Annotated in this window: 16 protein-coding genes and 2 pseudogenes; 12 read left to right on the forward strand and 6 right to left on the reverse strand. The window is 64.2% G+C overall.

The features are described from left to right. Nucleotides 1–184: 184 nt before the first annotated feature. Nucleotides 185–997 carry a GNAT family N-acetyltransferase gene (locus KFB96_RS22450; RefSeq protein ID WP_213456625.1) on the forward strand — a complete coding sequence of 271 codons (813 nt, stop codon included), beginning with the start codon at nucleotides 185–187 and terminating at the stop codon, nucleotides 995–997. A gap of 193 nt (nucleotides 998–1,190) precedes the next feature. Next, nucleotides 1,191–1,742, forward strand: coding sequence for a gamma carbonic anhydrase family protein (locus KFB96_RS22455; protein WP_213456623.1), 552 nt, complete (start codon nucleotides 1,191–1,193; stop codon nucleotides 1,740–1,742). 233 nt (nucleotides 1,743–1,975) lie between these two features. Here KFB96_RS22455 and KFB96_RS22460 read toward each other — a convergent pair. From KFB96_RS22460 to KFB96_RS22470, 3 genes and pseudogenes are all read right to left on the reverse strand, one after another. Then, nucleotides 1,976–2,937 (reverse strand): annotated as a pseudogene (locus KFB96_RS22460) (transglutaminase N-terminal domain-containing protein). Further along, the gene (locus KFB96_RS22465; protein ID WP_213456621.1) at nucleotides 2,934–5,522 is read right to left on the reverse strand and encodes a circularly permuted type 2 ATP-grasp protein; all 2,589 of its coding nucleotides are present in this window, start codon (nucleotides 5,520–5,522) and stop codon (nucleotides 2,934–2,936) included. The pseudogene KFB96_RS22460 and the gene KFB96_RS22465 overlap by 4 nt, the downstream one beginning before the upstream one ends. A gap of 77 nt (nucleotides 5,523–5,599) precedes the next feature. Then, entirely contained in the window at nucleotides 5,600–8,464 is a 2,865-nt protein-coding gene (locus tag KFB96_RS22470) for an EAL domain-containing protein (protein WP_213501556.1), read from the reverse strand. A gap of 169 nt (nucleotides 8,465–8,633) precedes the next feature. On the opposite strand from KFB96_RS22470, the gene KFB96_RS22475 reads away from it, so the two are divergent. Beyond that, nucleotides 8,634–11,399: an AMP-binding protein gene (locus KFB96_RS22475; RefSeq protein ID WP_213456617.1), complete on the forward strand. Its 2,766-nt coding sequence runs from the start codon at nucleotides 8,634–8,636 to the stop codon at nucleotides 11,397–11,399. Between the two features lie 109 nt (nucleotides 11,400–11,508). On the opposite strand, the gene KFB96_RS27155 is transcribed toward KFB96_RS22475, so the two are convergent. From KFB96_RS27155 to amrB, 3 genes are read right to left on the reverse strand one after another with little or no spacing between them, the layout of a single operon-like run. Continuing rightward, nucleotides 11,509–11,853: a Lon-insertion domain-containing protein gene (locus tag KFB96_RS27155; RefSeq protein ID WP_300970780.1), complete on the reverse strand. Its 345-nt coding sequence runs from the start codon at nucleotides 11,851–11,853 to the stop codon at nucleotides 11,509–11,511. Beyond that, nucleotides 11,850–12,455: an AmmeMemoRadiSam system protein A gene (amrA, locus tag KFB96_RS22485; RefSeq protein ID WP_300970781.1), complete on the reverse strand. Its 606-nt coding sequence runs from the start codon at nucleotides 12,453–12,455 to the stop codon at nucleotides 11,850–11,852. The genes KFB96_RS27155 and amrA overlap by 4 nt, the downstream gene beginning before the upstream one ends. Beyond that, a complete protein-coding gene (amrB, locus tag KFB96_RS22490; protein ID WP_213456615.1) occupies nucleotides 12,442–13,227 on the reverse strand; it encodes an AmmeMemoRadiSam system protein B in 786 nt (261 codons plus the stop codon). Before amrB ends, amrA begins: the two co-directional genes overlap by 14 nt. 211 nt (nucleotides 13,228–13,438) lie before the next feature. Between amrB and amrS the strand changes: the two genes are divergently transcribed. From amrS to KFB96_RS22535, 9 genes and pseudogenes are all read left to right on the forward strand, one after another. Then, complete coding sequence (gene amrS, locus KFB96_RS22495) at nucleotides 13,439–14,536, forward strand: AmmeMemoRadiSam system radical SAM enzyme (RefSeq protein WP_213456613.1); 1,098 nt, start codon at nucleotides 13,439–13,441, stop codon at nucleotides 14,534–14,536. 110 nt (nucleotides 14,537–14,646) lie between these two features. Continuing rightward, nucleotides 14,647–15,864, forward strand: coding sequence for a hypothetical protein (locus KFB96_RS22500; protein WP_213456611.1), 1,218 nt, complete (start codon nucleotides 14,647–14,649; stop codon nucleotides 15,862–15,864). A gap of 223 nt (nucleotides 15,865–16,087) precedes the next feature. Continuing rightward, nucleotides 16,088–17,452, forward strand: coding sequence for an NAD(P)/FAD-dependent oxidoreductase (locus KFB96_RS22505; protein WP_213456609.1), 1,365 nt, complete (start codon nucleotides 16,088–16,090; stop codon nucleotides 17,450–17,452). 153 nt (nucleotides 17,453–17,605) lie between these two features. Beyond that, entirely contained in the window at nucleotides 17,606–20,671 is a 3,066-nt protein-coding gene (locus KFB96_RS22510) for a BPTD_3080 family restriction endonuclease (RefSeq protein ID WP_213456608.1), read from the forward strand. 90 nt (nucleotides 20,672–20,761) lie between these two features. Next, the gene (locus KFB96_RS22515; protein ID WP_213456606.1) at nucleotides 20,762–20,989 is read left to right on the forward strand and encodes a hypothetical protein; all 228 of its coding nucleotides are present in this window, start codon (nucleotides 20,762–20,764) and stop codon (nucleotides 20,987–20,989) included. Continuing rightward, nucleotides 20,979–21,398 carry a PIN domain-containing protein gene (locus tag KFB96_RS22520; protein ID WP_213456604.1) on the forward strand — a complete coding sequence of 140 codons (420 nt, stop codon included), beginning with the start codon at nucleotides 20,979–20,981 and terminating at the stop codon, nucleotides 21,396–21,398. Before KFB96_RS22515 ends, KFB96_RS22520 begins: the two co-directional genes overlap by 11 nt. Before the next feature lie 10 nt (nucleotides 21,399–21,408). After that, a complete protein-coding gene (locus tag KFB96_RS22525; protein ID WP_300970784.1) occupies nucleotides 21,409–22,050 on the forward strand; it encodes a DNA methylase in 642 nt (213 codons plus the stop codon). 54 nt (nucleotides 22,051–22,104) lie between these two features. Then, nucleotides 22,105–23,147 (forward strand): annotated as a pseudogene (locus tag KFB96_RS22530) (IS630 family transposase). Beyond that, a complete protein-coding gene (locus tag KFB96_RS22535; RefSeq protein WP_300970786.1) occupies nucleotides 23,134–25,689 on the forward strand; it encodes a site-specific DNA-methyltransferase in 2,556 nt (851 codons plus the stop codon). The pseudogene KFB96_RS22530 and the gene KFB96_RS22535 overlap by 14 nt, the downstream one beginning before the upstream one ends. Nucleotides 25,690–25,775: the final 86 nt, after the last annotated feature.

Below are 25,775 nucleotides of genomic sequence, written 5' to 3' on the forward strand. Positions count from 1 at the left end.
GCCTATTGTGCATTATCCTGGATCCGGCAGCCCTGTTGTCGTGTCGGTTCGGATTGAACCATTGCCGAGCGCAGCCATCTTATGCTGCAGTGCACAATAACGGCTCGGATGACCGGCGCCGGCCTCGAAAGCCGGCCGGGGCGAGGAGCCGGGTCGGTGCGTCGAGAATCAGGAGATGCTTGCCATGAAGATCAGTATCGCGCGTGCCCGCAGCCGAGCCTCGCCCCGCGGCGAGGCCGTGCGTCTGAAAGACGGTACCTTTTGTCGGATTTGCCCGATCGAGCGAGACGATCCGGCGATCGTAACGGCCTGTTTCGACGGTCTTTCAAATGCGTCGCGTCGATTGCGGTTTTTCGGAGCGAAGCGCGTGTTGACCGAAGCGGATCTGGCGTACCTGACGGGTGCGGACGGACACGATCATCTCGCCTTCGCGGCGCTCCGCCGGACGGTGTCGGGAGGGAGCCCCGAGGTGCTCGGCGTGGCCCGGTGCATCCGCTCCAAGTCCGGATCCGAGCCAGTATCCGAGCCAGTATCCGAAACAGCGGAGCTGGCGATGGCCGTTGTCGACCGGGCTCAAGGAAACGGCGTGGGGACCGCGTTGCTCGAGCATTTGATCGAGGAGGCGCGGGAGCAGGGAATCCGCCGATTTCGCTGCGAGGTTCTCGCCGACAACGAAGGGATGCGCGCTCTGGCCAGACGGCTCGGCGGCCATCCGGTTTGGTTGGACGACGGCACGCTCGAGTATGACTGCGCACTGCCCGAGGCCGTGTCGATCCACGCAGGTTTGGAGCTGGATCAGGCCCGGGAACCGGCCCTGCCGTGGGAGGCGGGGATGCCGGGTACCCCGGAAAGCGCTCCCCGGCGGAGCGCGGGTACGGTGACGGAGGCCTGGACCAGCTCATGGGAGCGCGCGGCCAATGTCTCGATCGCCTTTTTCGAGACTGCTGCCCTAACTTGGTACGATCGTGTTTTACCGAGTCGAATCGAGGGTCCTTAGGCGATTTCCGGGAATGATCATCCCGGCCGTACGTGTTGCCAATGCTTACCGGGCAACTAAAGTCGCCCCTACATGTTGGTCGATGCTTTCCCGGAAATCACCTTAAACCGCGCCGGCTCTAACGCTTGTCAAGTCTGCCGGAGCCGATCCCATCCAAAAACCTCGCTTACCGCGCTGTGCGCGGTTTAGGATCATGACCATCCGCTCGTTCGAAGAGAAGCAACCGAGGATCGATGCGTCCGCGTGGGTCGACGAGACCGCTGTGGTGATCGGCGAGGTCACGCTCGGTGCGTCTGTCTCCGTGTGGCCCGGATGCGTGATCCGAGGGGATATTCATCGCATCGAGATCGGCGCGCGGACCAACATTCAGGACGGGAGCGTTCTGCATGTCTCGCACGACAGCCCCTTCATGCCCGGAGGTGCACCTCTGATCGTGCACGAGGATGTCACCGTCGGTCATCAGGTGGTCCTGCATGGGTGCGAGATCCGTCATCACTGTCTGATCGGAATCGGTGCTCGTGTGCTCGACCGCGCGGTGCTCGAGCCCTTCACGTTGCTTGGTGCAGGGTCCTTGGTGACGCCCGGTCAGATCCTGGAGGGCGGGTGGCTTTGGCTCGGCGCACCGGCGCGGCGGGTGCGGGCGCTGACGGATCGGGAGCGCGAGTATCTGGAGTATGTGGCGGAGAACTATGTGCGGTTGGCTGCTCGGTATCGGGCGGAATCAAGCGCTGCATCGACGCGATAGGGCGGCAGCGATCGGGCGGATGGGTTTCGCTTCGCTCTACGGGCGCAGGAATCGAGCCGTTGGTGCCGGGAGGATGGGTTTCGCTTCGCTCTACGGGCGCAGGAATCGAGCCGTTGATGCCGGGAGGATGGGTTTCGCTTCGCTCTACGGGCGCAGGAATCGAGCCGTTGATGCCGGGAGGATGGGTTTCGCTTCGCTCTACCCATCCTACGTTCGGGGCAGGGCTGCGGGCTTTATCCGCTCTGCGACTGGGACGACGGGGCCGAGGGGCGTTGGCCGGCGGCCGGCGGCACTTCGATATCGGGCGCGTCGCTGCCCGCAGGCGGCATGCGATTCACATCCACCGCCACCCGCAGCTCGTGGGATCCCCGCCGTAGAAGATCCCGCGCAGCGGCGTGACATCCTGAAAATCGCGACCGACCGCGGTGGTGATGTGCTGCTCGCCGGGGATCTGATTGTTGGTGGGGTCGAAATCGATCCAGCCCAGGTTGGGAATGAGCACCGAAAACCAGGCATGCGAGGCGTCGGCGCCTTGGAGCTTGACCTGGCCCGGCGGCGGGAGTGTTTCCAGATAGCCGCTGACATAGCGGGTCGCGAGCCCGAGTCCGCGCAAGCCGGCGATGGCGACGTGTGCGAAATCCTGACAGACGCCTTTGCGCTGCTCCATCAGCTCGGCAAGGGGTGTGGAGATGGTCGTGGAGGTCGGGTCGTAGACGAAATCGCGGTAGATGCGTCCCATCAGCTCGATCGTCGCCTCCAGGATCGGGCGCCCCGGCGCGAAGGATTCGGCGGCGTAGGCGCGCGCGTCGGGATCCGACGGGACGAGCGGCGAGGGGAGTGTAAAGATCCGCAGGTCGGTCATGGGCTCGTCGTAGCGATCGTGCAGACGATCGACGATCCGCTCCCAGGGCTGCGTCGCCTCGGGTCTCGGCAAGGTCGGGGCGACCACCTCCACCTCGCTCTGGGCGCGCACCTCAAGTGCATCGTGGGCCTGTTGAATCGAGAAATAGCTCACCCGGTTGCCGAAAAAATCTTCGTGCTCGCGATGAACCGCAGGCCAGGGATCGACCCGGATCTGACTGGACAGACAGCGCTGGCGCGCCGTCTGGGGCGGCTTCAGATGCGCGATGCTGTGGCACAGCGATACCGGCTCGGCATACTCGTAGCGGGTGACGTGATTGATCCGGAGTCTCATGATGCGCCTCGCGCTGCGGCTCGGCGCAGCAGGCTGTGCGGCTGTTCTTCGTGCCTGAAATACTGGGCCGTGATGGCGTCCGAGATGGCGGCACTTTGCCGATCCAGCTCGGCCAGCATGGCGGCCAGCGCGGCGCGGCGCGCGCCTGCCTTGTCCGGCTGGACCATGTTGTCGATTTCGGCCAGGCGGATGCCGGTGAGACCCTTGAGGACGTGCTTTTCGACCGCCGTGCGCCCGACGGCCATGTCGGCGCGCGGCAGCTCGGAGATCAGACGTTCGAGCTGCACGAGCTGATAGGCCAGGGCGCGCGGGTTGCCCTCGTCCTGAAAGACCAAGTCCAGGAGTGCGCCGATCCGGGTGCCGGCACGATAGCGTCGGCGGTAGGTGATGAGGCTGTCCGTCACGCCGAGAACCGCCTCGATGACCATGTTCTCGTCCTGCTCGCCCGCGATCGGAACCAGCATGGAGCGCAGGAGGCTCGCGGTGGACGAGGCCCGCTCGAGGCGACGTCCGATCTCGAGGAAGTGCCAGCCTTCGTTGTGGGTCATGTTCTCCTGGGTCAGTGCGGAGAAGGCCACCAACGAGGTGATCAGCGGATCCAGCTCGTCGAGCGCGAGCGAGAGCTGACCGGGCGGTTCATGGGTGAGGTTGCCGAGATGGGCCTCGATGTCGCTCACGATGCGCCAGGTATCGGCGGAGAGACGGTCGCGGACCGAATAGGCGGCCTGTCCCAGGGCCTGGAGCGTCTGCGGGAGACCGCCCAGGCGAGCCGGGTCGGAGATGAGCGAGAGCATCTCGGGCACGGGGTTGCGCAGACGCTCGGCCGCGCCGGTCCCGATGAATCCGGGGAACGACTGGGTCTGGTTGGTCAGTGCCTCCAGGAGCGAGCGCAGACAGCAGGAGTCGCCCGTCGAGGCGGCATAATCGCTGCGCTCGGAGAGCTTGAAGATGGTGATCCGCAGCAGCCGTACCAGACCCTCGGCGCGCTCGGCATAGCGACCGATCCAGAACAGATTGTCGGCGACCCGACTGGAGACCTCGCTCTCCTGCGTGACCGCGGGCGTGTGCATCTCGCTCGTGACCAGCAGGCTTTCCTGGCGCTCGGGCTCCGAGGCGACGACCCAGACGTCCTTGGCCAGCCCGCCGAGCTGGTTGGAGTTGAGTGCGGCATCGCTGGTCGGGGTGACCCGCCCGAGTCCGCCGGGCATGACCGCGTAGCCCTCCTCCTCGGCGGTCAAAAAGGTCCGCAGCACGCTGGGTCTGGGTTCGAGGTGCCGGCCGATGAGCGCGGGCGCGGTCGACGGATTCACACGCTCCCGAGCGATGTAGCCGTCCGGGCGTTTCTGAATGGCTTGAAGCAGCGCCGCACGCGCGGGCGCGTCCATGGTATCGGGGAAGATGCAACGCTGACCCTGACCTTTGTTCAGGGGCTTGATGACGAGCTGATCGAGACGGTCCACGACCTGGACCAGCGACTGCGGATCGCCGCACCACCAGGTGGGAATATCCGGGATCTGCAGCTCCTCGCCCAGCAGCTCTCGACACAGGCTCGGCAGAAAGGCCGGGAGCGCCGGGTGCTCGAGGATGCCGCTCCCCAAGGCGTTGGCGATCACCAGGTTGCCGGTTCGTACCGCTTGGACCAGACCGGGCACGCCGAGGAAGGAGTCTTCGCGCAGCTCCAACGGGTCGCACCAACCGTCGTCGACGCGACGCAGGACGGCGTCGATGCGCTCGAGCCGGCCCAGTGTCCGCAGCCAGAGCGCCCCGTCGCGCACGGAGAGATCTCCGCCTTGTACGAGCGTGAAGCCGAGATAGTTGGCCAGATAGGCGTGCTCGAAATAGGCCTCGTTCTCCGGCCCCGGCGTGAGGACGACCACGCGGGCATGCTCGGCCCGTCGGGGCGCGAGACGCGTCATGGTGCGCCGGATCGAGCGGAAGAACCCGGCGAGGCGATGGACATGCGAGTCGCGGAACATGCTGGGCAGCACGCGCGAGAGGACGACGCGGTTCTCGAGCGCATAGCCGAACCCGAGCGGGCTCTGGGTGCGGTCGCCGATGATCCGCCAGTGTCCGTCCGGCGTGCGGGTCAGATCGGCCGCGTACTGGATCAGGGGGCGATGACCTGCGACCTCCACACCGTGACAGGGGAGCAGATATTCGGCGCTCGCGTCGAACAGCTCGGCCGGCAAGAGGCCGCTGCGGATCAGCTTGCGCGGCCCGTAAAGGTCGAGCAAGATCTGATTGAGCAGGTCGGCACGCTGAATCAATCCGCGCTCGAGCTCGGCCCATTCCTCGCTGCGAATGAGCAGCGGCAGCAGATCCAACTCCCAGGGCCGGGACATGCCCCGCGGCTCGGCGTTGAGATTGTAGGTGACGCCGTTGTCGCGGACCATGCGGGTGGCCTCGCGCCAACGTGCCTCGATGCCGCTCGGCCCGAGCGTGCGCAAGGCATCGAGAACATATTGCCAGTGGGGGCGTACCTCGCCCTCGGCCGTGCGCATCTCGTCGTAGCGCTCGGGTAAGGGCGTATAGGCATCGACCAAACCCGACTGCTCGAGTAAGGGTGCCAGGTCGGGGACAGACATGGGCCTGGGCTCTTTCCGGGACATTGGGCCTGGATTAGACACGTCATGCCCGGGTGTCGCAAGGTGCGATTAGACCGTCATACGAGGGGGAGACGAGGCTCGATGGGCACGTCGGGCGGGGGTTCCGAGTTTTGGGGCAGACAGCGCTCGTAGTGGGCCGCCGTCAGCGGCGGGGCGAAAAGGTTGCCCTGCGCCTCCAGACAGCCGATGTTGAGCAGGATGAAACGCTGGCGGTCGTCGCGCACCCCGTCGGCGGTGACCTCGATGTCCAATGCTTGCGCCATCGCAATCAATGCCTGAACGATCGCGAGATCGTCCGGCGAGTCCGGCATGGCGTCCACGAAGCTGCGATGAATCTCGAGCCTGCGGATCGGAAGGCGACGCAGAACCTGCGGCGCAAGCCAACTTGTGCCGACCTCGCTCAGGGTCACGCCCACGCCGAGTCGGTGCAGTCCGTCGAGGACCTCGCGGGCTCGCTCGGGGTGTTTGAACAGGAGCGGTTCGGCGAAGCTCAGCTCGAGGCGCGCGGGGTCGATCTCGTTGGTGCGGAGCAGCCGCTCGAGTGACGGTACCAGATCGAAATGCGTCAGCTGAGTCTCGGAGATGCTCACGGCAAGGATCCCGATCGGCATGCCCTTAAGGCCCCAGTCCCGCAACTGACGGCACGCTTCGGCCAGGACCCACTGACCCAGGTCGATCATCATGCCGCCGGATTCGATCAGGGGCAGGAGCCGTTCGTGCGCGACCAGTCCCAGCTCCGGCTGATGCCAGCGCACCCGGACCTCGGCTCCCGGCCAACGCCCTGTCTCCAAATGGACGCGCGGCTGGAACAGCAGCTCGAATTCACCTACTTCGATCCCGATGCGCAGCATCTCGGTCAGGCGCTGACGCGCCGTCGATGTGCCGAGCGGCAGTTCGGAATAGATCCGGAAGCCGTCGCGTCCGCCTTGTTTGACGTTGCCGAGCGCCGTTGCGGCATGCGCGATCATGACCTCGGTATCGTTGCCCTCATGGGCCTCCAAGGCAATCCCCATGCTCATGGTGACGAAGACTTGATGTCCGCGCACCGTCATCGGCGCTCGCAGGGCCGAACGCAGGCGACGCGCGATCTCCTGTGCCTCCGTCGGGGTTTGAATCCCCTCGAAGAGCAGCCCGAACTGGTTTCCGCTCAGGCGTGCCAGGGTATCGGCAGGACGAATGGTCTCGCGCAGGCGCAGCCCGACGGCACGCAGCAGCTCGTCGCCGATCGGGTGGCCGAGGCTCGCGTTGATGTTCGCGAAACGATCGAGGTCGAGCAAGAAGAGCGCAACCGGGGTGCGATTGCGCCGCGCCGGGTCCATCGCATAGGCCAAGCGCGAGTCGAACAGCAGGCGGTTGGGTAGTTTGGTCAAGGGGTCGTAGTGGGCAAGAAACTCGACGTGCTTCGGACCGTTGGCGGAGACGCGGCGCTCGGCGAAGACGCCGACGAAATTGGTGACCTTCCCGCGGCCATCGAGGATCCGTCGGAGATGCAGTCGTTGCAGATAGATCTCGCCGTCCTTGCGCCGGTTCCAGATCTCGCCTTCCCAGACGCCGTGTTTGATCAGCCGACGCCACATGCGGGTGAAGAAGCTTTTGGTGTGCCAATGGGAGTTGAGCAGGCTGGGCTTGCGCCCCAGGATCTCGGCCTCCGCATAGCCCGTGATCCGGCTGAAGGCGGCATTCACGGCGACGATGCGCCCGTCGGCGTCCGTCATCAAGACGCCGTCCGAGGTTGCGGCATAGACCGCCGCGGATTGCAGCAGACGCCGCTCGGAGTCCCGCACGCTGGTGACGTCGCGGATACTGACGACGATACCCGTGACCTTGTCCTCGTCGTCGCGATGCGGAAAGAGCCTGACCTCGGACTCGCGCACCTGACCGTCCGTGCCGCCCTCGTAGATGTCGTCCACCGCCGGGTGACCCCCGTCCAGGCAGCGACCGAGATTGCGATACACCAGCTCGCTGAGCGGACCCTGACCCTCGACCTCCTGCAAAGGACGCCCGATGGCATTCTCCTGCGTCCGTTGGATCGCCGTCAGGAAGGCCGCGTTTGCGGCGAGCAGGCAGCAGGCGCGGTCGAGGAAGGCGATGCGATCGGGCGACGCGGAGACGATGTCGTAGTAGCGTGCCAGCGCTTCCTCGGCGACACGGCGTTGCGTAATGTCCAGGACGACGCCGGAGAGCTTGGAGGCGCCGTCCGAGCCTGCCGGCTCGAGGCGGCCGACGCTCTCCGCCCAGCGCAGCGTCCCGTCGGGGCGGATGATGCGATGCCGAAGGCGGAAGGGGACGGCGGCCTCGATGGCCTGATTTGCCGCGGCGCTCACCATGTCTCGGTCGTCGGGATGGATCTGCAGCAGCACGGCCTCCAGGGTGACGTCCGTGTCCGGCTCGAAGCCCCAGATGTCATACCAGGTGCGCGAGGCCTGGATGCGACCGGTCGCAACGTCGATCTCCCAGTTGGCGACCCCCGCGAAGGCCTGCGCCTCGTCGCCGGTGAGCTCCGACTGAACCGGGGTGCTCGCGACGGCGCGCGGCTCGATGACGATGCCCACGACGCAAGCAGCGGGCGCCTCGCCCGGAGCGAGGCGCGAGAGGCGCATGATGGTCCCGACGGGGCGCCCCGCTCGGGTCCGCAGACGCAGGGTTCGGGTAGTCTCGGTCTCGCCTGTGGCGAGAAAGTCGCTGACTCGGGATGCGTCCTCCTCTTCGAGCAGATCTCCGAATGCGAGATCGGTCGGCAAACCTAGGGGGTAGCCCAAGAGTGCCGAGAAGACTCGGGTTGCTGCCACGACGCGTTGGTCTGCGTCGAGCACGACGGCACAGCAGGGCAACGCGTCGAGCAGTCGACCCAGATCGACGGCGCCTTGCCGCGCGGAGTCGACACGCGGGGTGCGCTCCTCGGTCGGTTGAAATATGTGCATGCGCGGTGACGTTTCGAAATGCGATGGCGATTCTTCCGTGATTATAAGCGCGAAGATCGGTAGGGTTATCGTAACTATTCACCTTTTCCGACCGCTCGTCGGCGGCTTATGCTCGCAGGGTGATCGCATAATGTTTAAGATCAAGGCTTTCGAAGATCCGGAATCGTCTATGACGGGAGCCACCCGAGACGACGAGCGCGCGGAACGGCTGCTCTCGATCCTCTTGACCTTTGCGCGCGAGTCTCGTGTACCCGATCCACCGAACGGGATCGATTTGGATACGCGGCTGGACGCAGACCTCGGGTTCGATAGCCTGAGTCGATCCGAGCTGATTGCGCGGGTCGAGAAGGGTCTCGGGGTGAGACTCTCGGAGCAGGCGCTCTCGGCGGCGACGGCCCGAGACCTCCTGGGGTTTCTGCTGGAGGAACCGGGGGCTGCCCCCGATGCCCGGCTTGTCGTCGCGCACGAGCGTAGCACCGAGGGTCACCCGGTTGGCGCAGCGACCCTTTTGGACGTCCTGGACCGGCATCTGCAAGACCACGCGGACCGCATCCATATCCTGTACGAGGGTTCGGACGCGGTCACGCAGCCGATCAGCTATCGGTCGCTCGCCGACGGTGCCGCACGGGTTGCCGCGCGTCTGCAGGCCGCCGGATTGCATCCGGGCGCGACCGTGGCCCTGATGCTTCCGACGGGGCCGGATTACTTCAACAGCTTCTTCGGCGTCCTCATGGCCGGCGGCATCCCGGTGCCCATCTACCCGCCGAGTCGACCGCAGCAGATCGAGGAGCACCTGCGTCGCCATGCCCGGATTCTCGACAACGCCGGTGCGGCGTATCTGATCACGGTCCCGGAGGCGCGGGCCATCGGCCGCGTCCTGCGGGTTCAGGTCCGCTCGCTGCGAGGGATCTTGACGCTCGAGGGTCTCGATCGGGAGACCCCGAGCGAGACGTGGGCGCGCCCCGCGCCGGAGGACATCGCCTTTCTCCAATACACCTCGGGCAGCACCGGCGATCCCAAGGGTGTGGTTCTGAGTCATGCCGACCTTCTCGCGAACATCCGCGCCATGGGCGAGGTCGTGGAGGTCGGGCCGGACGACGTCTTCGTGAGCTGGTTGCCGCTCTATCACGATATGGGATTGATCGGTGCATGGCTCGGCAGCCTCTATTTCGGCATTCCATTGGTCTCGATGTCTCCGCTTGCCTTCCTGGCACGTCCGGCACGCTGGCTGGAGGCGATCCATCGCCACGGCGGGACCATCTCGGCGGCCCCCAACTTTGCCTATGAGCTGTGTCTGACCCGCATCACCGACGCCCAGATCGCCGGTCTGGACTTGAGCCGCTGGCGTTGGGCACTCAACGGCGCCGAGCCCGTCGGTCCCGAGACTTTGCGTCGCTTCGCCGAGCGCTTTGCCCCCGCCGGTCTGCGCGCCGAGGCGCTTGCCCCCGTCTATGGTCTGGCGGAGGCGGCGGTCGGCTTGGCGTTTCCCCCGGCGGGGCGCGGGCCTCGGATCGATTGTATCGATCGCGATCGCTTTGCCCGCTCCGGCTATGCCTTGGCGGTGGATTGCGAGGATCCGCAGGCCATGGAGGTGGTGGCCTGCGGTCGTGCGCTTCCCGGCTATCGGTTGCGTGTGGTCGACGAAGCGGGTCGCGAGCGGCCGGAGCGCCACGAGGGTCTGCTCGAGTTCCAGGGGCCATCGGCGACCCGGGGCTACTATCGCAATCCGGCGGCCACGCGGGCGCTGATCCACGATGGCTGGCACTCGACCGGCGATCGCGCCTATCTGGCGGGCGGCGATATCCATCTGACCGGCCGTGTGAAGGACCTCATCATCCGCGGCGGGCGCAATATCTATCCCTACGAGGTCGAGCAAGCCCTCGGCGAGGTCGTCGGCGTGCGCAAGGGTTGCGTGGTCGCCTTCGCGGCGAAGGATCCGGAGCTGGGCAGCGAGCGGCTGGTGATCCTGGCCGAGAGCAAGGAACGCGACCCGGCACGGCGTGCCGAGCTGGTCCGGCAGCTGCGCGAGCGCGCGACCGATGTGCTCGGCCTTCCACCCGACGAGCTGCTGCTCGTGCAGCCGCGTGCCGTGCTCAAGACCTCGAGCGGGAAGCTGCGCCGCGCGGCCACGCGGGATCGCTATCTCGCCGGCCAGCTGTCCGAGCAGGTGCGTCGCCCCGTCTGGCAGTTGATGCGGGCTGCGGGGTCCGGTCTTCACGCACGGATTCTGAGTTTGCCGGGGCAGCTTTATGCGGGGTACGCCTGGGCGGTGTTCTACCTGATCGCACCCTGGTTCTGGATCGGCATCATGGCGAGCCCGAGCGCACGCCTGCGGTGGTCGATGGCGCGGGTCGGCATCCGGCTTCTGCGCCGGCTGACCTTCGTACGACTCGTCGTCACGGGCCGGGAGCATCTTCCGCCCGCGGGACATCCTTTTGTCCTGGTCGCCAATCATCAGAGCTATCTCGATGGGCTCGCCTTGGCGGAGGCGGTGGGCCGTCCGATCGGCTTTGTCGCCAAAAGCGAGCTGCTTGCGCGCCCGATCGTGGCGGCCTTCATGCGGCGAATGGGTGCAAATTTTGTCGATCGCTTCGACCCCCGCGCGGGCAGTGCCGAATCCGCTCGCTTGACCGAGATGCTGACCCGCGGCGAGACCTTGGCGTTTTTTCCCGAAGGCACCTTCCGCGAGCAACCCGGGCTCTTGCCCTTTCGGATGGGCGCCTTTGCCGCCGCCGCTCAGGCCGGCGTGCCGCTTGTCCCGGTGGCTCTGCGGGGCACGCGCGAGCTGATGCCCGGCGACCGCTTTTCGCCACGTCCCGGACATGCCGAGGTCCTGATCGGCCCGCCCATCCGGCCCGAAGGCGAGGATTGGGAAGCCGCGATCGCACTGCGCGACCGGGCGCGTGCCTGGATTGAAGAACGTGTGACCGGCTGAGGATTAAGGCGATTTCCGGGAAAGCATCGACCAACATGTAGGGGCGACTTTAGTCGCCCGGTAAGCATTGGCAACACGCACGGCCGGGATGATCATTCCCGGAAATCGCCTAAGGCGAATTCAGCGCCCGATCGCCACTGGACAGCCCAAGGTCTCCAGACTGGTCCAGAGCGAGGCGCGCCCGATGAGCGGATTGGTCTCGTCGAGGATGAGCAGATCGATGCCGAGGTTCCGGACCGTCGCCGCGAGACCGGCCGCATCCGTCCGCTCCGGCCCAGTAATCGCTCTCGCGCGCCAGGTCGCCGATGGAGCGCATGTGACTGGTGAGCCGCTCGTTGTCGTCGGCCAGGCGCGCGCTCCGCTCGATCACCCGAGCGACCGCGCCGCGATCGAGGCGTATTTGCCGGTTCCGGACGGCCCTAGGGCGAAGAGGTTGTAGCGGCGCGACGCTCATCCGCCGAAGGTCTCCGCGATCGGGGCGCCGAAGGACTCCGTGGTGTAGCGCGAGACCGCGAGGGTCTCGGACCAATACCGCGAGGGCAGGCCCGCCTTGTGGCGCAGATGCTCGAAAAAGTCCGTGGGGTCCGGCAAATCCTCCCAGACCGAAGGCAGGAAGGTCCCGCGCCGCCCGCGCTCTTCCAGGATCAGCCCGTCGATGCCGGGCCTGATCTGTTCGAGCAGATCGGACTCGGACCCGAAGTGCATCGGCTCCCAAGGGCTCAGGACCGAGAGATGGATGTCGAGCCGCGGCAGCTCCGCACGGGTCAGCGGCGGGAACCGCGGGTCCTCGAAGGCCGCGGCGTAGGCGTTGCGGGCGACATCGACCACCAGCGGCCGGATCGCCTCCAGCACACCGATGCAGCCGCGCAGCTCATACTCGATCTGCAGCGTGACGAAGGTTGCGCGCTCGGCTTGGAGCGCGGTCGGATACTCATGCGGATCCGGCTCCAGCGGGCGGCCGTGGTTCAACCCGTGCTCGATCGACTGGGCCGCGATGCCCAACAGCATCCGCCGCTCCTCGGCCCGGTAGATGCCTTGCGTTTCAGTGGAAGACATAGGCGCCGTACCCCACCACGTGGTCTCTCGAGCCGGCGGTATCGCCGGAGTTGCGCAGGTCGAGCGTGCGGGCCTGCATCCCGCGGCGTCGTGCCGTCTCGAGCAGGCCGTTGACCGGGATCCGCCCGCACGCCTGCTCGTATCCGATGTCCTGTGGTCGAAGCGCCTCGATGGCCGTGGAGGTCGCCGTATCCATCGCTCGGGCGGTTGCGTCGGTGTGATAGTGACTCAGGTCCGAGCTGATGACGATCAGGGTCTCGGGACCGCCCCACAGCAGATCGAGCACCTCGGCGACCTCCTCCGGGCGGGCGTCGCCGACCACGAAGGGCACTAGGCTGAACCGCTCCAAGACCTCCTGCAGGAAGGGTAGCTGCACCTCGAGGCTGTGCTCTTGGGCGTGCGCCGCATCCATCAACTTGACCTGCGGCAGGGCGAGGGCCAAGTCGATCGCGTCACGGTCCAGCTCCACCGGGCCGAGCGGCGTGACGAAGCGATCCGCGCTGCTCGCGGCAAGGCCGCGCAGGGGCACGCGATGCGCCGGACCGAGCAGAACGACCCGGCGCACGCTCGCGCGGGCCGGGGCCAGGGTGGCATAGGCACTGGCGGCGACCGGGCCGGAATAGACATAGCCGGCGTGCGGGACGATCAGTGCCTTCGGGGGCTCGCCGTCCGGGCTCGCCTCGGCGAGGTAGTCGTCCACCGTCCGCTTGAGCTCGCGGGGGTCGCCCGGATAGAAGAGACCGGCGACCGCCGGGTTGCGAGAGAGCGACATGGCTGTTTCCTCCTGACGGATGAGGGCCGTGAGAACCGGTTCGGGACCTGACTCGGGGGAGCGCGGTCCCATCACCGAAGTATAGTCGGCGCGGGTGATGCGTCCCGCGGACCGCGTAACCGCTCCCGGGACCATGACGTGATCCGGGGTTGCAATCGGGCCCGCGTCTTCCACACTGAAGATAGCGCTATAGGCCGAGCAGGAGGTTGCGATGAACGGCGAGCGGATCGATCGCGTCGTCCCGACGCGTTACTGGCATGCCTTGGAGGACGGTCGCGTCCAGTGCGACCTCTGTCCGCGCTTCTGCCGCATCAAGGAAGGACAGCGTGGTATGTGCTTCGTGCGGGCCTGCCACGGTGGGGAGATCGTCCTGACGACCTACGGACGATCGTCCGGGTTCTGCATCGATCCGATCGAGAAGAAGCCGCTGAACCACTTTCTCCCCGGCACCCCGGTGCTCTCGTTCGGGACCGCCGGCTGTAATCTGACCTGCAAGTTCTGCCAGAACTGGGACATGAGCAAGTCACGCGAGATGGACACGCTCGCCGATGCCGCCGAACCCGAGACGATCGCGCTGGCGGCCGAGACGCTCGGCTGTCGCAGCGTCGCCTACACCTACAACGACCCGGTGATCTTCCATGAATACGCCATCGACGTGGCCAAGGCGTGTCGCGAGCGCGGCATCAAGTCGGTTGCCGTGACCGCGGGCTACATCTGTCCGGAGCCGCGGGTCGAATTCTTTCAGTGGATGGATGCCGCCAACGTCGATCTGAAGGGCTTTACCGAGGAGTTCTATCACCGGCTCTGCAGCGGCCATCTGCAACCCGTCCTGGAGACCCTGGAGTACCTGGTCCGAGAGACCAAGGTTTGGGTCGAGCTGACGACCCTGCTGATCCCGGGGGAGAACGACTCGGATGCCGAGCTGGAATCCATGACCCAATGGGTGGTCGAGCATCTCGGACCCGATGTCCCGATGCATTTCACCGCCTTCCACCCCGACTACAAGATGCTCGACCATCCGCGGACCCCGCTCGCGACCCTGACGCGCGCACGCGCCATCGCCATCAAAAACGGCGTCCGTTATGCCTACACCGGCAACGTCCATGACGAGGACGGCGAGAGCACCTACTGCCACGGCTGCGGACAGAAGCTCATCGGCCGCAACGGGTATCGGCTGTCGGATTGGAATCTGACCGCGGACGGTCGCTGCAACCGCTGCGGGGCGGTCTGCGCCGGCGTCTTCGAGCCGGGGCCGGGCCAATGGGGCGATCGGCGCCAGCCGGTGCGTCTGCGCGATTTCGCCGCCTGAGCGGTGCCCGGGCGGGGACAGTCGAGCGGACGGATGGAGCGCATGACGAATCGATATAAGGGTGCCGGATCGGCGGGCGATCGGATCGCCGTGCCGATCGTCGGGTCACGATGATCACGATCACGGGATTCAACCATCGTGACGCCCTGCACGATCTGATCGGACGCTGGATGCTCGATCGATTCGAGCCGTCGGACCCGACGGCCCTGCTGGAGTTGGTCCACTTCAACTCAGTCTATGTCGCCCGTTACCTCCCGCGGCTTGCGCAGGGTCTGCTGCAGGGCGTGCACGGCGGTCGGATCACGCATCGGACCTGCTTCACCAAGGGTGACCTCAAGGAACAGCTCGTCGCTTATTTGCCGGGCGCATCCGAGCGGGCGAGCCGGTTGGTTGCCGACTACCGGGCCGACCCCGGACGTTTCTATCGCGAGACCCCGTTTCGGGGCACACTCTATTTTGCCGACTCCGCAGGACAACGCCGCTATGTCGGCTCGAGCCGGATCAAGCGCATCCGGCGACTCGCCGAGAAGTCTGCGCGCAAGGTTGTCGATTGGCTGTACGCGGAGATCCTAAGTCAGGCTCGATCGGACCCGCTCTTTCCGGAAACCGGCCCGGCGATCGGCGACCTCGCCGGAGCACCCCGACCCGATCTCGCCCGCAACCTAGTCCACGACCTGGACAGCCTCGAAGCGCACGGGCGCGCCCTCCTGCATCGTCAGCGTGCGATGCCGGCGCCCGGGTGGCCCCATGATGTCGAGGTCAACGACGTCGCCGGGATCAAGCTCGTCATCGAGCCGGAAGCGCAGGAGCGTCCGGTCGAGGTCCTCTTGGGCCTGGGGTGTCGATTGGTGGAGCGGGAGGTCCATCGGGGCGATTACAGCGCGGTGAATCTGCTCGTCGACTATTTCCCGGACAAGGACCGTATTCTGGCGCAGGGGCTCCCCGAGAAGATCCTGCGGGTCTTCGGGGTCCACGGCATCTCGCCGTGCGACACCCGCCGCCGTTTCGAGACCTTCGTGCGCAGCGGCGAGCCGGGCGTGCGCGTGGAGATCATCTGCTCCGGCGCCGAGGAGACCTTGGAGAGCGAGATCGGCCGCTGCATGCACGAGGATCGCATTATCCGCCAGCGCCTCGGGTGGGCCTATCAAGGGCACCTGTCGCAGAACCTGGAATTCCTGCTCGAGTACCTCTTCGCGCTCCCCGCCGCACCCGAGACTCGACTCGATCGACTGCCCGTGCGACTCTGGGAGCGGTATCTCCCGGACTACTTCGACGAGGTGAAGCGTGAGCTTTTCCGTGTGCCGTCCGTGGAGCTGAATCCGGATTGACCCCGTCGATAACCGAGGATTTAAACCGCATCCGGAGCGAGATGCTCACGTTCGAGTGAGCTCGACGTTTGGTGCATCCATGGCCATTAACGTGGACGCGGTTTAAAACTTTTATATTTTAATATCTTAAACCGCGCTGACTCCAGCAGTCGTCAAGTCTGCCGGGGCCGATCCCATCCATAAACAGCGCATACCGCGCCGGGCGCGGTTTAAGGAGACGAGCATGCCGACCAAAGCGTTCGACGTCGTTATCATCGGGGCCGGACCTGCCGGTCTGTTCGCGGCCATGCGGCTCGCGGGCAAGATGAAGGTTCTGGTCATCGACCGCCGCCCGCGGCCGGGCGGGGCCGGCGGCTATACGGACGGCAAGCTCAACCTCTCGCCGCATATCGGGCTGGATCTCGCGGAGCTCGGGCTATCGGAGGAGGAGGCGAGCCGCCGAATCGAGGAGGTGGATCGGATCTTTCTCCACCACGGAGCGGATCCGACACTGCACGGTCTGGACGAGGCGCGCATTCAATGGTGGCTCGACCGCGTCTCCTGGGTCCGACGGCCGGCATCGAAGGATCGCTGGGATATCCAGCTGGTCCCGGTGGTGCAGCGTCACATGGGGACCGACTTCGCGCATCGGGTCACCAAGGCGATGGCCGATACGGTCGAGCAACGCGGCGGCACCTTGATGCTGGGAACCGCGGTGACCGAGATCCGCCGCGAGACCGACGGCGGCTTCCTGATCGAAACCGCCGCAGGCGCCTTCCGCGCGCCCTATCTGGTCTGCGCGCCGGGGCGCGAAGGCGCCTACTGGTTCCGCGAGAAGGCGCGTGCACTCGGGGTGCACACCGGCCACGGCGTGATCGACATCGGCTGCCGAGTCGAGATCGCCTCTGCGGTCTACGAGGAGATCACCGATGTCCTCTACGACCCCAAGTTCATCTTCTGTACCCCGACGCATCAGGATCGCACGCGGACCTTCTGCACCAATCCGGGCGGACACGTCCGCGTCGAGGAGCATGGTGATTTCAGACTGGTCAACGGCGACGCTCTGAAGGCATCCAAGACCGCCAACACCAACTTCGCGATCCTGAACACCGTCGGCATGACCGAGCCCCTGCAGGACACCACCGAGATGGGACAGCAGGTCGCGCGCTTCGCCAACTTTTGGGGCGGCGGCAACAGTCTCATCGTCCAGCGCTGGGGTGATCTCATGGCCGGAAAGCGCTCCAAGGCGCAGAGCTTCTTCTCCGCCGAGCTCGGGTTCGACAAGCTGATGCCGACCCTGCCGCCCGGACCCGGAGTGACGCCCGGCGACATCTCCTTCGCCTATCCCGGTCGGATCGTGCGCAATCTGCAGGAGAGCCTCGAGCTGCTCGCCCGCGTCATCCCGGGCGTCGCCCATCCATCGACCACCATCTATGTCCCGGAGATCAAGTTCTACGATGTCCGCTACCCGACCAGCCGCGAGCTGGAAACGGATGTGCCCGGACTCTTCGTCGCGGGCGACGGCGCCGGCAAGTCGCGGGGCATCGTGGGCGCGGCGGTCAACGGGCTGATGGCGGCGGAGGGGATCCTGCGGCGGATCGGAATCTGAACCGCAACGTTTGTCATCGCCACCCCAATGCTCTGGCCTCCCCGAGACAGCGGCCATCGCGCCACGCCAGACAGCGTGTCTGACCCGTCTGATGCCGAAGCGGCAGCGCGCGGGGCGACGCAGGACTTCAGCACCCATTGTCAGGAGACATACATGGGGCACCCGTTCTTCGACCGACCTATTCTCAACTCGCCATACGCCTATCCATCGCGCCACTGGGAGCTGGACAAGACAGGTCAGCCGACCCAGCAGATCCTCGAAGCCCGGCGACGCGCCGAGTTCATCACGCCCATCCCCAAGCCGAAGAAGCAGAAGGGCGCGCCCAAGCAGGCCGAGCTTGCGTTCGACGAAGGCAAGGGTCTCAGTACCGAGGCTCAGCGCTATGATCACACCGCCGTCATCAACGGGGTACGCCAAGAGGTCGACCGCTGGCGGCTGGATCCCGACCCCAACCACTGGCGCGTCACCCCCGAGACTGCACGCCTCCTGCAGCACTGGCGCCACCATCCCTTCAGCGGTCTTCGCCCCTTCTTCTGCCAGATCGAAGCAGTCGAAACGGCCATCTGGCTGACCGAGGTCGCGCCGCACATCGGCAAGGCGGGCAAGCGCTTCCTGACCCATTTGGCGGACGCCAACCACGACGCCAACCCCGAGCTGATGCGTCTGGCCCTCAAGCTCGCGACCGGCGCCGGCAAGACCACGGTCATGGCCATGTTGATTGCGTGGCAGACCATCAATGCCGTGCGCCGGCCGGACAGCAAGCGCTTCAGCCGCGGCTTTCTCATCGTCGCGCCCGGTCTGACCATCAAGGACCGCCTGCGCGTCCTACAGCCCAACGACCCGGACAGCTACTACGCCAGTCGCGAGCTGGTGCCCACGGACCTGCTCGACGAGGTCAACCGCGCCAAAATCGTCATCACCAACTACCACGCCTTCAAGCGGCGCGAGCGTGTCGAGCTGTCCAAAGGCGGGCGCCTGTTGCTGCAAGGCCGCGGCGGCGACGCCCTGAATACGCTGGAGACCGAAGGTCAAATGCTCCAGCGTGTCATGCCGGATCTGATGGGCCTGAAGAACATCCTCGCCATCAACGACGAGGCCCATCACTGCTACCGCGAGAAGCCGAACCAGTCCCCAGGGGGCGCCCCCGAAGGCGAGCTGAAGGGCGACGACAAGAAGGAGGCCGAGAAGAACAACGAAGCCGCCCGGCTCTGGATCTCCGGGCTGGAGGCCGTGAATCGCACGCTCGGGCTGGCGCGTGTCCTCGACCTCTCCGCCACACCCTTCTTCCTACGCGGCTCGGGCTATGCCGAAGGCACGCTCTTCCCCTGGACCATGAGCGATTTCTCTCTGATGGATGCCATCGAGTGCGGCATCGTCAAGCTCCCCCGTGTGCCGATTGCGGACAACATCCCCGGCGGCGAGATGCCCATGTTCCGCAACCTCTGGGAGCACATCCGCGCCAAGATGCCCAAGAAGGGGCGCGGCAAGGCGGCCTCGCTGAATCCGCTCGACCTTCCGCCGCAGTTGCAAACCGCACTGGAGGCGCTGTACGGCCACTACGAGAAGACCCATGCCCTCTGGACGGAGGCCGGGGTCGCGGTCCCGCCGTGCTTCATCGTCGTCTGCAACAACACCGCGACGTCCAAGCTGGTCTATGACTACATCTCCGGATTCCAGCGCGACCAACAAGACGGCAGCTCAAAGCTGGAGCCCGGTCGCCTGGCCCTGTTCCGCAATCACGACGAGCACGGCAACCCGCTGCCGCGCCCCCGCACCATCTTGATCGACAGCGAGCAACTGGAATCGGGCGAGGCGCTGGATGCCAACTTTCGCGCCATGGCGTCGGACGAGATCGAGCGCTTCCGCCGCGAGATCATCGAGCGCACCGGCGATGCCCGTCAGGCCGAGAACCTGACCGACCAGGACCTCTTGCGCGAAGTCATGAACACCGTCGGCAAGCCCGGCCGACTCGGGGCCGAGATTCGCTGCGTCGTCTCCGTCTCCATGCTCACCGAGGGCTGGGACGTCAGCACCGTGACCCACGTCCTCGGCGTGCGCGCCTTCGGCACGCAACTCCTGTGCGAGCAGGTCATCGGCCGGGCGCTGCGCCGCCAGTCCTATGATCTCAACGAAGAGGGGCTCTTCAACGTCGAATATGCCGACGTGCTCGGCATCCCCTTCGACTTCAACGCCACCCCCACGGTCGCCCCGCCGCAGCCCCCGCGCGAGACCATCCAGGTCAAGGCGATGCGCCCCGAGCGCGATGCCCTGGAGATCCGTTTCCCCCGCGTCGCCGGCTATCGCACCGAGCTACCGCAGGACCGCTTGACTGCCCAATTCGACGCCGATTCCATCCTGGTCATTTCACCCGAGCTGGTCGGCGCCGCCGAGACCCGCAACTCCGGCATCATCGGCGCGACCGTGGATCTCAACCTGGTGCATACGGGCGACGTGCGCCAATCCCAGGTCCTCTACGAGCTGACATCGCATCTCTTGCTGAGTCGATTCCGTGACGCCGACGGCGAGCCGCAGCTCCATCTGTTCGGCCAGCTCAAGCGCATTGCGCGTCAATGGCTCGACGGCTATCTGGACTGCAAGGGCGGCACCTATCCGGCCCAGCTCAAGTACAAGACCCTCGCGGACATGGCCTGCGAGCGCATCACCGCCGGTATCACCCGCGACCAGCTCGGCAAGCGGCCCATCATGGCGCTTCTCGACCCCTACAACCCGGTCGGGTCCACCACGCACCTCAACTTCAACACCTCCAAGACCGACCGCTGGGAGACCGACGCGCGCCGCTGCCACCTCAACTGGGTCATCCTCGACAGCGACTGGGAGGCCGAATTCTGCCGCGTCGCCGAGGCCCATCCGCGCGTCAGGGCCTATGTCAAAAACCACAACCTGGGCTTCGAGGTCCCCTACCGGTATGGCTCCGAGATGCGCCGTTACCGCCCCGACTTCATCGTGCAGCTCGACGACGGCCACGGCGAGGAGGATCTGCTGAACCTCACGGTCGAGATCAAGGGTTATCGCGGCGAGGACGCCAAGGAGAAGAAGACCACCATGGATGTCTACTGGGTGCCCGGCGTGAACAATCTCGGCACCCATGGCCGCTGGGCCTTCGCCGAGTTCGCCGATGTCTACCAGATCGAGGCCGACTTCAAGGCCAAGGTCGAGAGTGCGTTCGACACGATGATCGAGAAGGTTGTCGGTGGTTAGTGGTCAGTGGTTGCGGTTTTGGCCGATTCAGCGGCCCCAATGCCCATGCGATCCCAATAGACGCCAGCCGGACAACATAGAGAGGAAAAGATGACCAAAGAAATCACGATCAGCTTTGAAGAAGACATCATCGAAACCGCACTCAAGCGCGCGCGCGCTGAGGATACCACGCTGGATGACCTCATCCGCGGATGGCTGTCGGACTATGCCCAACGCCAGAGGCAGGTCGACGCGGCCATGGCCACGATCGAGGCGTTGAGCGGCAACATTGACCTGGGCGGACGCAAATTCACGCGGGAAGAAATGAATGAGCGTTGATTTCCTCGACTCCAACGTCTTTCTTTATGTCTTTGACCGTCATGACGCCCGCAAACGTGCCATTGCAAAAGAGTTGATCCGCGATGCGTTGCATCGCGGCGACACCGCCATCAGTCATCAGGTGGTTCAGGAAACGCTGAATGTGCTGACCGGTAAGCTCAAGGCGGCTGCCGGTCCCGATGAGGCCCGCCGCTTCTTGCACACCGTACTGGTTCCATTCTGGCGGGTGATGCCGTCACCCGAGCTTTTTCAACGTGGCATTAATGTGCAGGAACGATACGGGTTCCATTTCTACGACGCGTTGATTGTCGCCGCGGCCCTCGACGCGGGCTGCACCAGGCTGCTGAGCGAGGACTTGCAGCATGACCAACGCATCGAAACCCTGATCGTTGAGAATCCGTTCATCTAAAGGACTCAAGATGGCCCGCAAACCCAAGACCTCATCGCTGAACGTCGAGACCCTCACTCACGACGAGGCCACCCGCAAGAATATCCCGACGGCCGAATACCAGTCGATGATGCGCAAGGACGAGGAGGACCCGGTCCGGGTGACCTATGCACGCGGACCCGCCGAGCAGCCCGATGCACTCGCCCACGAGAAGGGGCAGCGCAACCGCGACCTCGACCCGCAGCTCATCTGGCGCGGCAAGGATCAACAGGATTGGAGCGACCTCGTCGTCCATGCGCCGCCGCTCTATATCCAAGAGAAGGTCCACCCCAAGGCGTTGATCGATGACTTGCGGAGAGTGGATAGTGAAAAGTGGCGTGTGGATAGTAAGAACGTCTCATCTTCTCTATCCACTAACCACTCCACACTATCCACTCAACTGGATCTCTTCGCCGACTTCAACGGCATCCCCAAGGACGCGGACAAGACCGAGTTCTATCGGCACGACCAGAACTGGTCGAACCGCATGATCCTGGGCGACTCGCTACAGGTCATGGCCAGCCTCGCCGAGCGCGAGGGTCTACGCGGCAAGGTCCAGTGCATCTATACCTTTTATAGGCATAAACGCAACTTTCCTTATGTCGACTCTCAGCAATGCTCGATAACATTTTAACTTCGAGTTAGACTTATCGCTACCGACGGGCCGCCTTGTAGTGTTTTTTAGACGATGATCAGAATCGAGTTCTCCGAGCAGGATTTGAAGACAATACAGAAGTTGCGTTACGAGCATCCACACCCAAGGGTGCGCAGGCGAATGGAGGTGCTGTGGCTGAAGAGCCAAGGCCTTGCGCACCGGGAGATTTGTCGGCTCGCGGGAATTTCCAGCAACACCTTACGGCAGTACCTAGGGATGTTTCAGTCCGGTGGTATCAAAAAGCTGACGGAGCTCAACTTCTACGCCCCGATAAGCGAGTTGGAGCAGCATCGCTATCGACTCGAAGCCCATTTCCGCGCGCATCCGCCTGCGACCATCAACGAGGCGGCGGCCATGATCGAGGAGCTGACGGGAATCAAGCGCAGTCCGAGCGCCGTGGGGCGGTTTCTCAATTCGCTCGGCATGGCTCCGAGACGAGTCGGAATCATCCCCTCGAAAGCCGATCCGGAGGAGCAAGAACAGTTTATTATCAATAAGTTAGAGCCGCGCATCGAAGAAGCCAGACAGGGTAAACGCGCTATTTTTTTGTCGATGCTGCTCACTTTGTAATGGGTGCCTTTCTCGGCATTCTGTGGTCATTCTCCCGCCTTTTTTTAAAGACTTCCGCCGGGAGAAAACGTTTCAACGTGCTCGGTGCGCTGAACGCGATCACGCATGAACTGGTGATGGTGACGAACGATACCTATATCACTGCGGTAAGCGTCTGCGACCTGTTGCGACGCATTGCCATGCTGAATCTCGACGTGCCAATCACGCTGGTGATGGACAATGCGCGCTACCAGAAGTGCAATATCGTCACAGCGCTGGCTTTGCAGCTGAATATCGAACTGCTTTATCTTCCCACCTATTCACCGAATTTGAACCTGATCGAAAGGTTGTGGAAGTTCGTCAAGAAAGAAGTGCTCTACTCGAAATACTATCCTAATTTCGCCGAGTTCCGAACTGCAATCACCGACTGCCTAAAACAAACGCACACCACGCACAAGAAGGAGCTGGACTCTTTACTCACGCTGAAATTCCAGGCATTCAAAAAATGTGAGCTTGTGCCTATATGAGGTATACATCGACCCGCCCTACGGCATCAAATTCAACAGCAACTTCCAATGGAGCACCACCAGCCGCGATGTGAAGGACGGCAATGTCGCGCACATCACCCGCGAGCCGGAGCAGGTGAAGGCGTTTCGGGATACCTGGCGGGATGGCATTCATTCCTATCTGACCTATCTGCGGGATCGGTTGACCGTCGCGCGCGATCTGTTGACGGATTCCGGGTCGGTCTTTGTGCAGATTGGGGATGAGAATGTTCATCGCGTTCGTGCATTGATGGATGAGGTTTTTGGTGATCAGAACTTGGTTTCGCTCATCACAGTGCAAAAAGCCGGCTCAACTTTTTCCCAGTATCTCGGCGGCATCGCTGACTTTGTGCTCTGGTACGCTAAAGATATAGAACGCACCAAGTACAAAGCTCAATACGTGGATAGGAATGTATCGCCGGAGGAAAGTGGACGATTTACGATCGCACAAATCGAAGTGGGGGTTCGGCTGCCAGTCAGCGAGCTATCTCGCTCACCAAGAATGGATGAACTTGTAGCCCCTGATCCTCTACAGTCGGCATCGGCAGGTAGGGATAAAGGCGAAGGTGCCGCGAGCTGGTTTCCTGTCCCAGTTTTCGGCCGGACTTTCCGCCCAACCATGCAAAGCAGATGGAAAACCAATGAATTTGGAATGCGAAGACTCATTCGTGCAGACCGTGTCATTCCTCAAAGCAACTCAATTCGCTACGCGCGACGCTTCAAGGACTTCTCAGTTGCTGTCCTGTCTAATATTTGGACTGACCTTGCAGGAGCCGCGAATAAAGTTTATGTAGTGCAAACAAGCACTCGGATCATCGAGCGCTGCCTCTTGATGACCAGCGACCCCGGCGACTTGGTCCTCGACCCCACCTGCGGCTCCGGCACAACCGCCTATGTCGCCGAACAATGGGGCCGCCGCTGGATCACCATCGACACCTCCCGCGTCGCACTCGCGTTGGCCCGCGCCCGCATCATGGGCGCCCGCTATCCCTATTACCTGCTCGCCGACTCGCCCGCGGGCCAGCGCAAAGAGGCCGAGATCACCCACAGCGCCCCCTCGTCACAGCCGACCCGAGGCGACATCCGCCACGGCTTCGTCTACGAACGCGTCCCGCACATCACGCTGAAGTCCATCGCCAACAACACCGAGATCGATGTCATCTGGGACAGGTGGCAGGACACCTTGGAGCCTCTGCGCGAGGCGTTGAACGCTGCGATGGGCAAAACCTGGGAAGAATGGGAAATCCCGCGTGCCGCCGAGGACCATTGGCCGGCCGAACCACTGCGGTTCTTCAAGACGCTTCAAGGCGAGCAGGCAAAGGGCACAAACGCCAGTCCGGCCAAGATTGACGACGCCCTGCGAGGGATCAACAAAGCCCTCGAACGCGACTACAGCATCGAGACGCTGCCGGCTCGCCCGGTCGACCCTTGGCCCGAATCGGCCGCCACGCTGCACGCCGAGTGGTGGCAGGCCCGCATCGCCCGCCAAACGGAGATCGACGCCTCCATCGCCGCCAAGGCCGACTCCGAGTATCTCTACGATAAACCCTACACCGACAAGAAGACCGTCCGCGTCTCCGGCCCGTTTACTGTCGAGAGCCTGTCGCCCCACCGCGTGCTCGGTGTCGATGAGAACGACGAACTGATTGACCCGGCCAACAGCGTCGCCACCCCGGATGCCGGATACGGAGAAAAGCCGACCTTTTCGCAGATGATCCTGGACAACCTCAAGGCCGCCGGCGTGCAGCAGGCGCACAAGGCCGACAAGATCACCTTCACCTCGCTGACCCCGTGGCCCGGCGATCTGATCTGCGCCGAAGGCCGTTTTGTCGTCGGCGACGATCCCGGCATCGTCGATGGCCATGCAGCCTCGCCCGAGCCCACCGAAAGCCCAAGCTCGTTCTCTGAAAAGCGCGCAGCGATTTTCATCGGCCCAGAATTCGGCACCGTCACCCGCCCCGATCTGGTGCTTGCCGCACGCGAGGCCGGCGACGCCGATTTCGATGTCTTGATCGCCTGCGCCTTCAACTACGAGGCCCACGCCACGGAGTTCAACAAGCTCGGACGCATCCCGGTGCTCAAGGCGCGCATGAATGCCGACCTGCACATGGCCGAGGATCTGAAGACCACCAGCAAGGGCAACCTCTTCGTCATCTTCGGCGAACCCGACATCGCCATTCTGCCGGCCGATGACGACCTGATCCGGATCAAGATCAACGGTGTGGATGTCTTCCATCCCGGCACCGGCGAGGTGCGCAGCGACGGCCCCGAGGGCATCGCCTGCTGGTTCATCGACACCGACTACAACGAAGAGAGCTTCTTCGTTCGCCACGCCTATTTCCTCGGTGCCGAGGATCCCTACAAAGCGCTCAAGACCACCCTCAAGGCGGAAATCGACGAAGACGCCTGGGCAAGCCTCAACAGCGACACCTCTCGGCCCTTCCCCAAACCCGCCTCCGGGCGCATCGCGGTGAAGGTGATCAACCATCTGGGGGACGAGGTGATGAAGGTGTTTCGCATCTAGATGTCGCATATCAAAAGCCTGTTTACGTCAAGAAGATGATTGGGTTGCTTCGTGACTACGAGAGCGACTTGGTCGCGTTCCTGAGA

It is taken from the genome of Thiocapsa sp., from assembly GCF_018399035.1.
Classification (GTDB): domain Bacteria; phylum Pseudomonadota; class Gammaproteobacteria; order Chromatiales; family Chromatiaceae; genus Thiocapsa.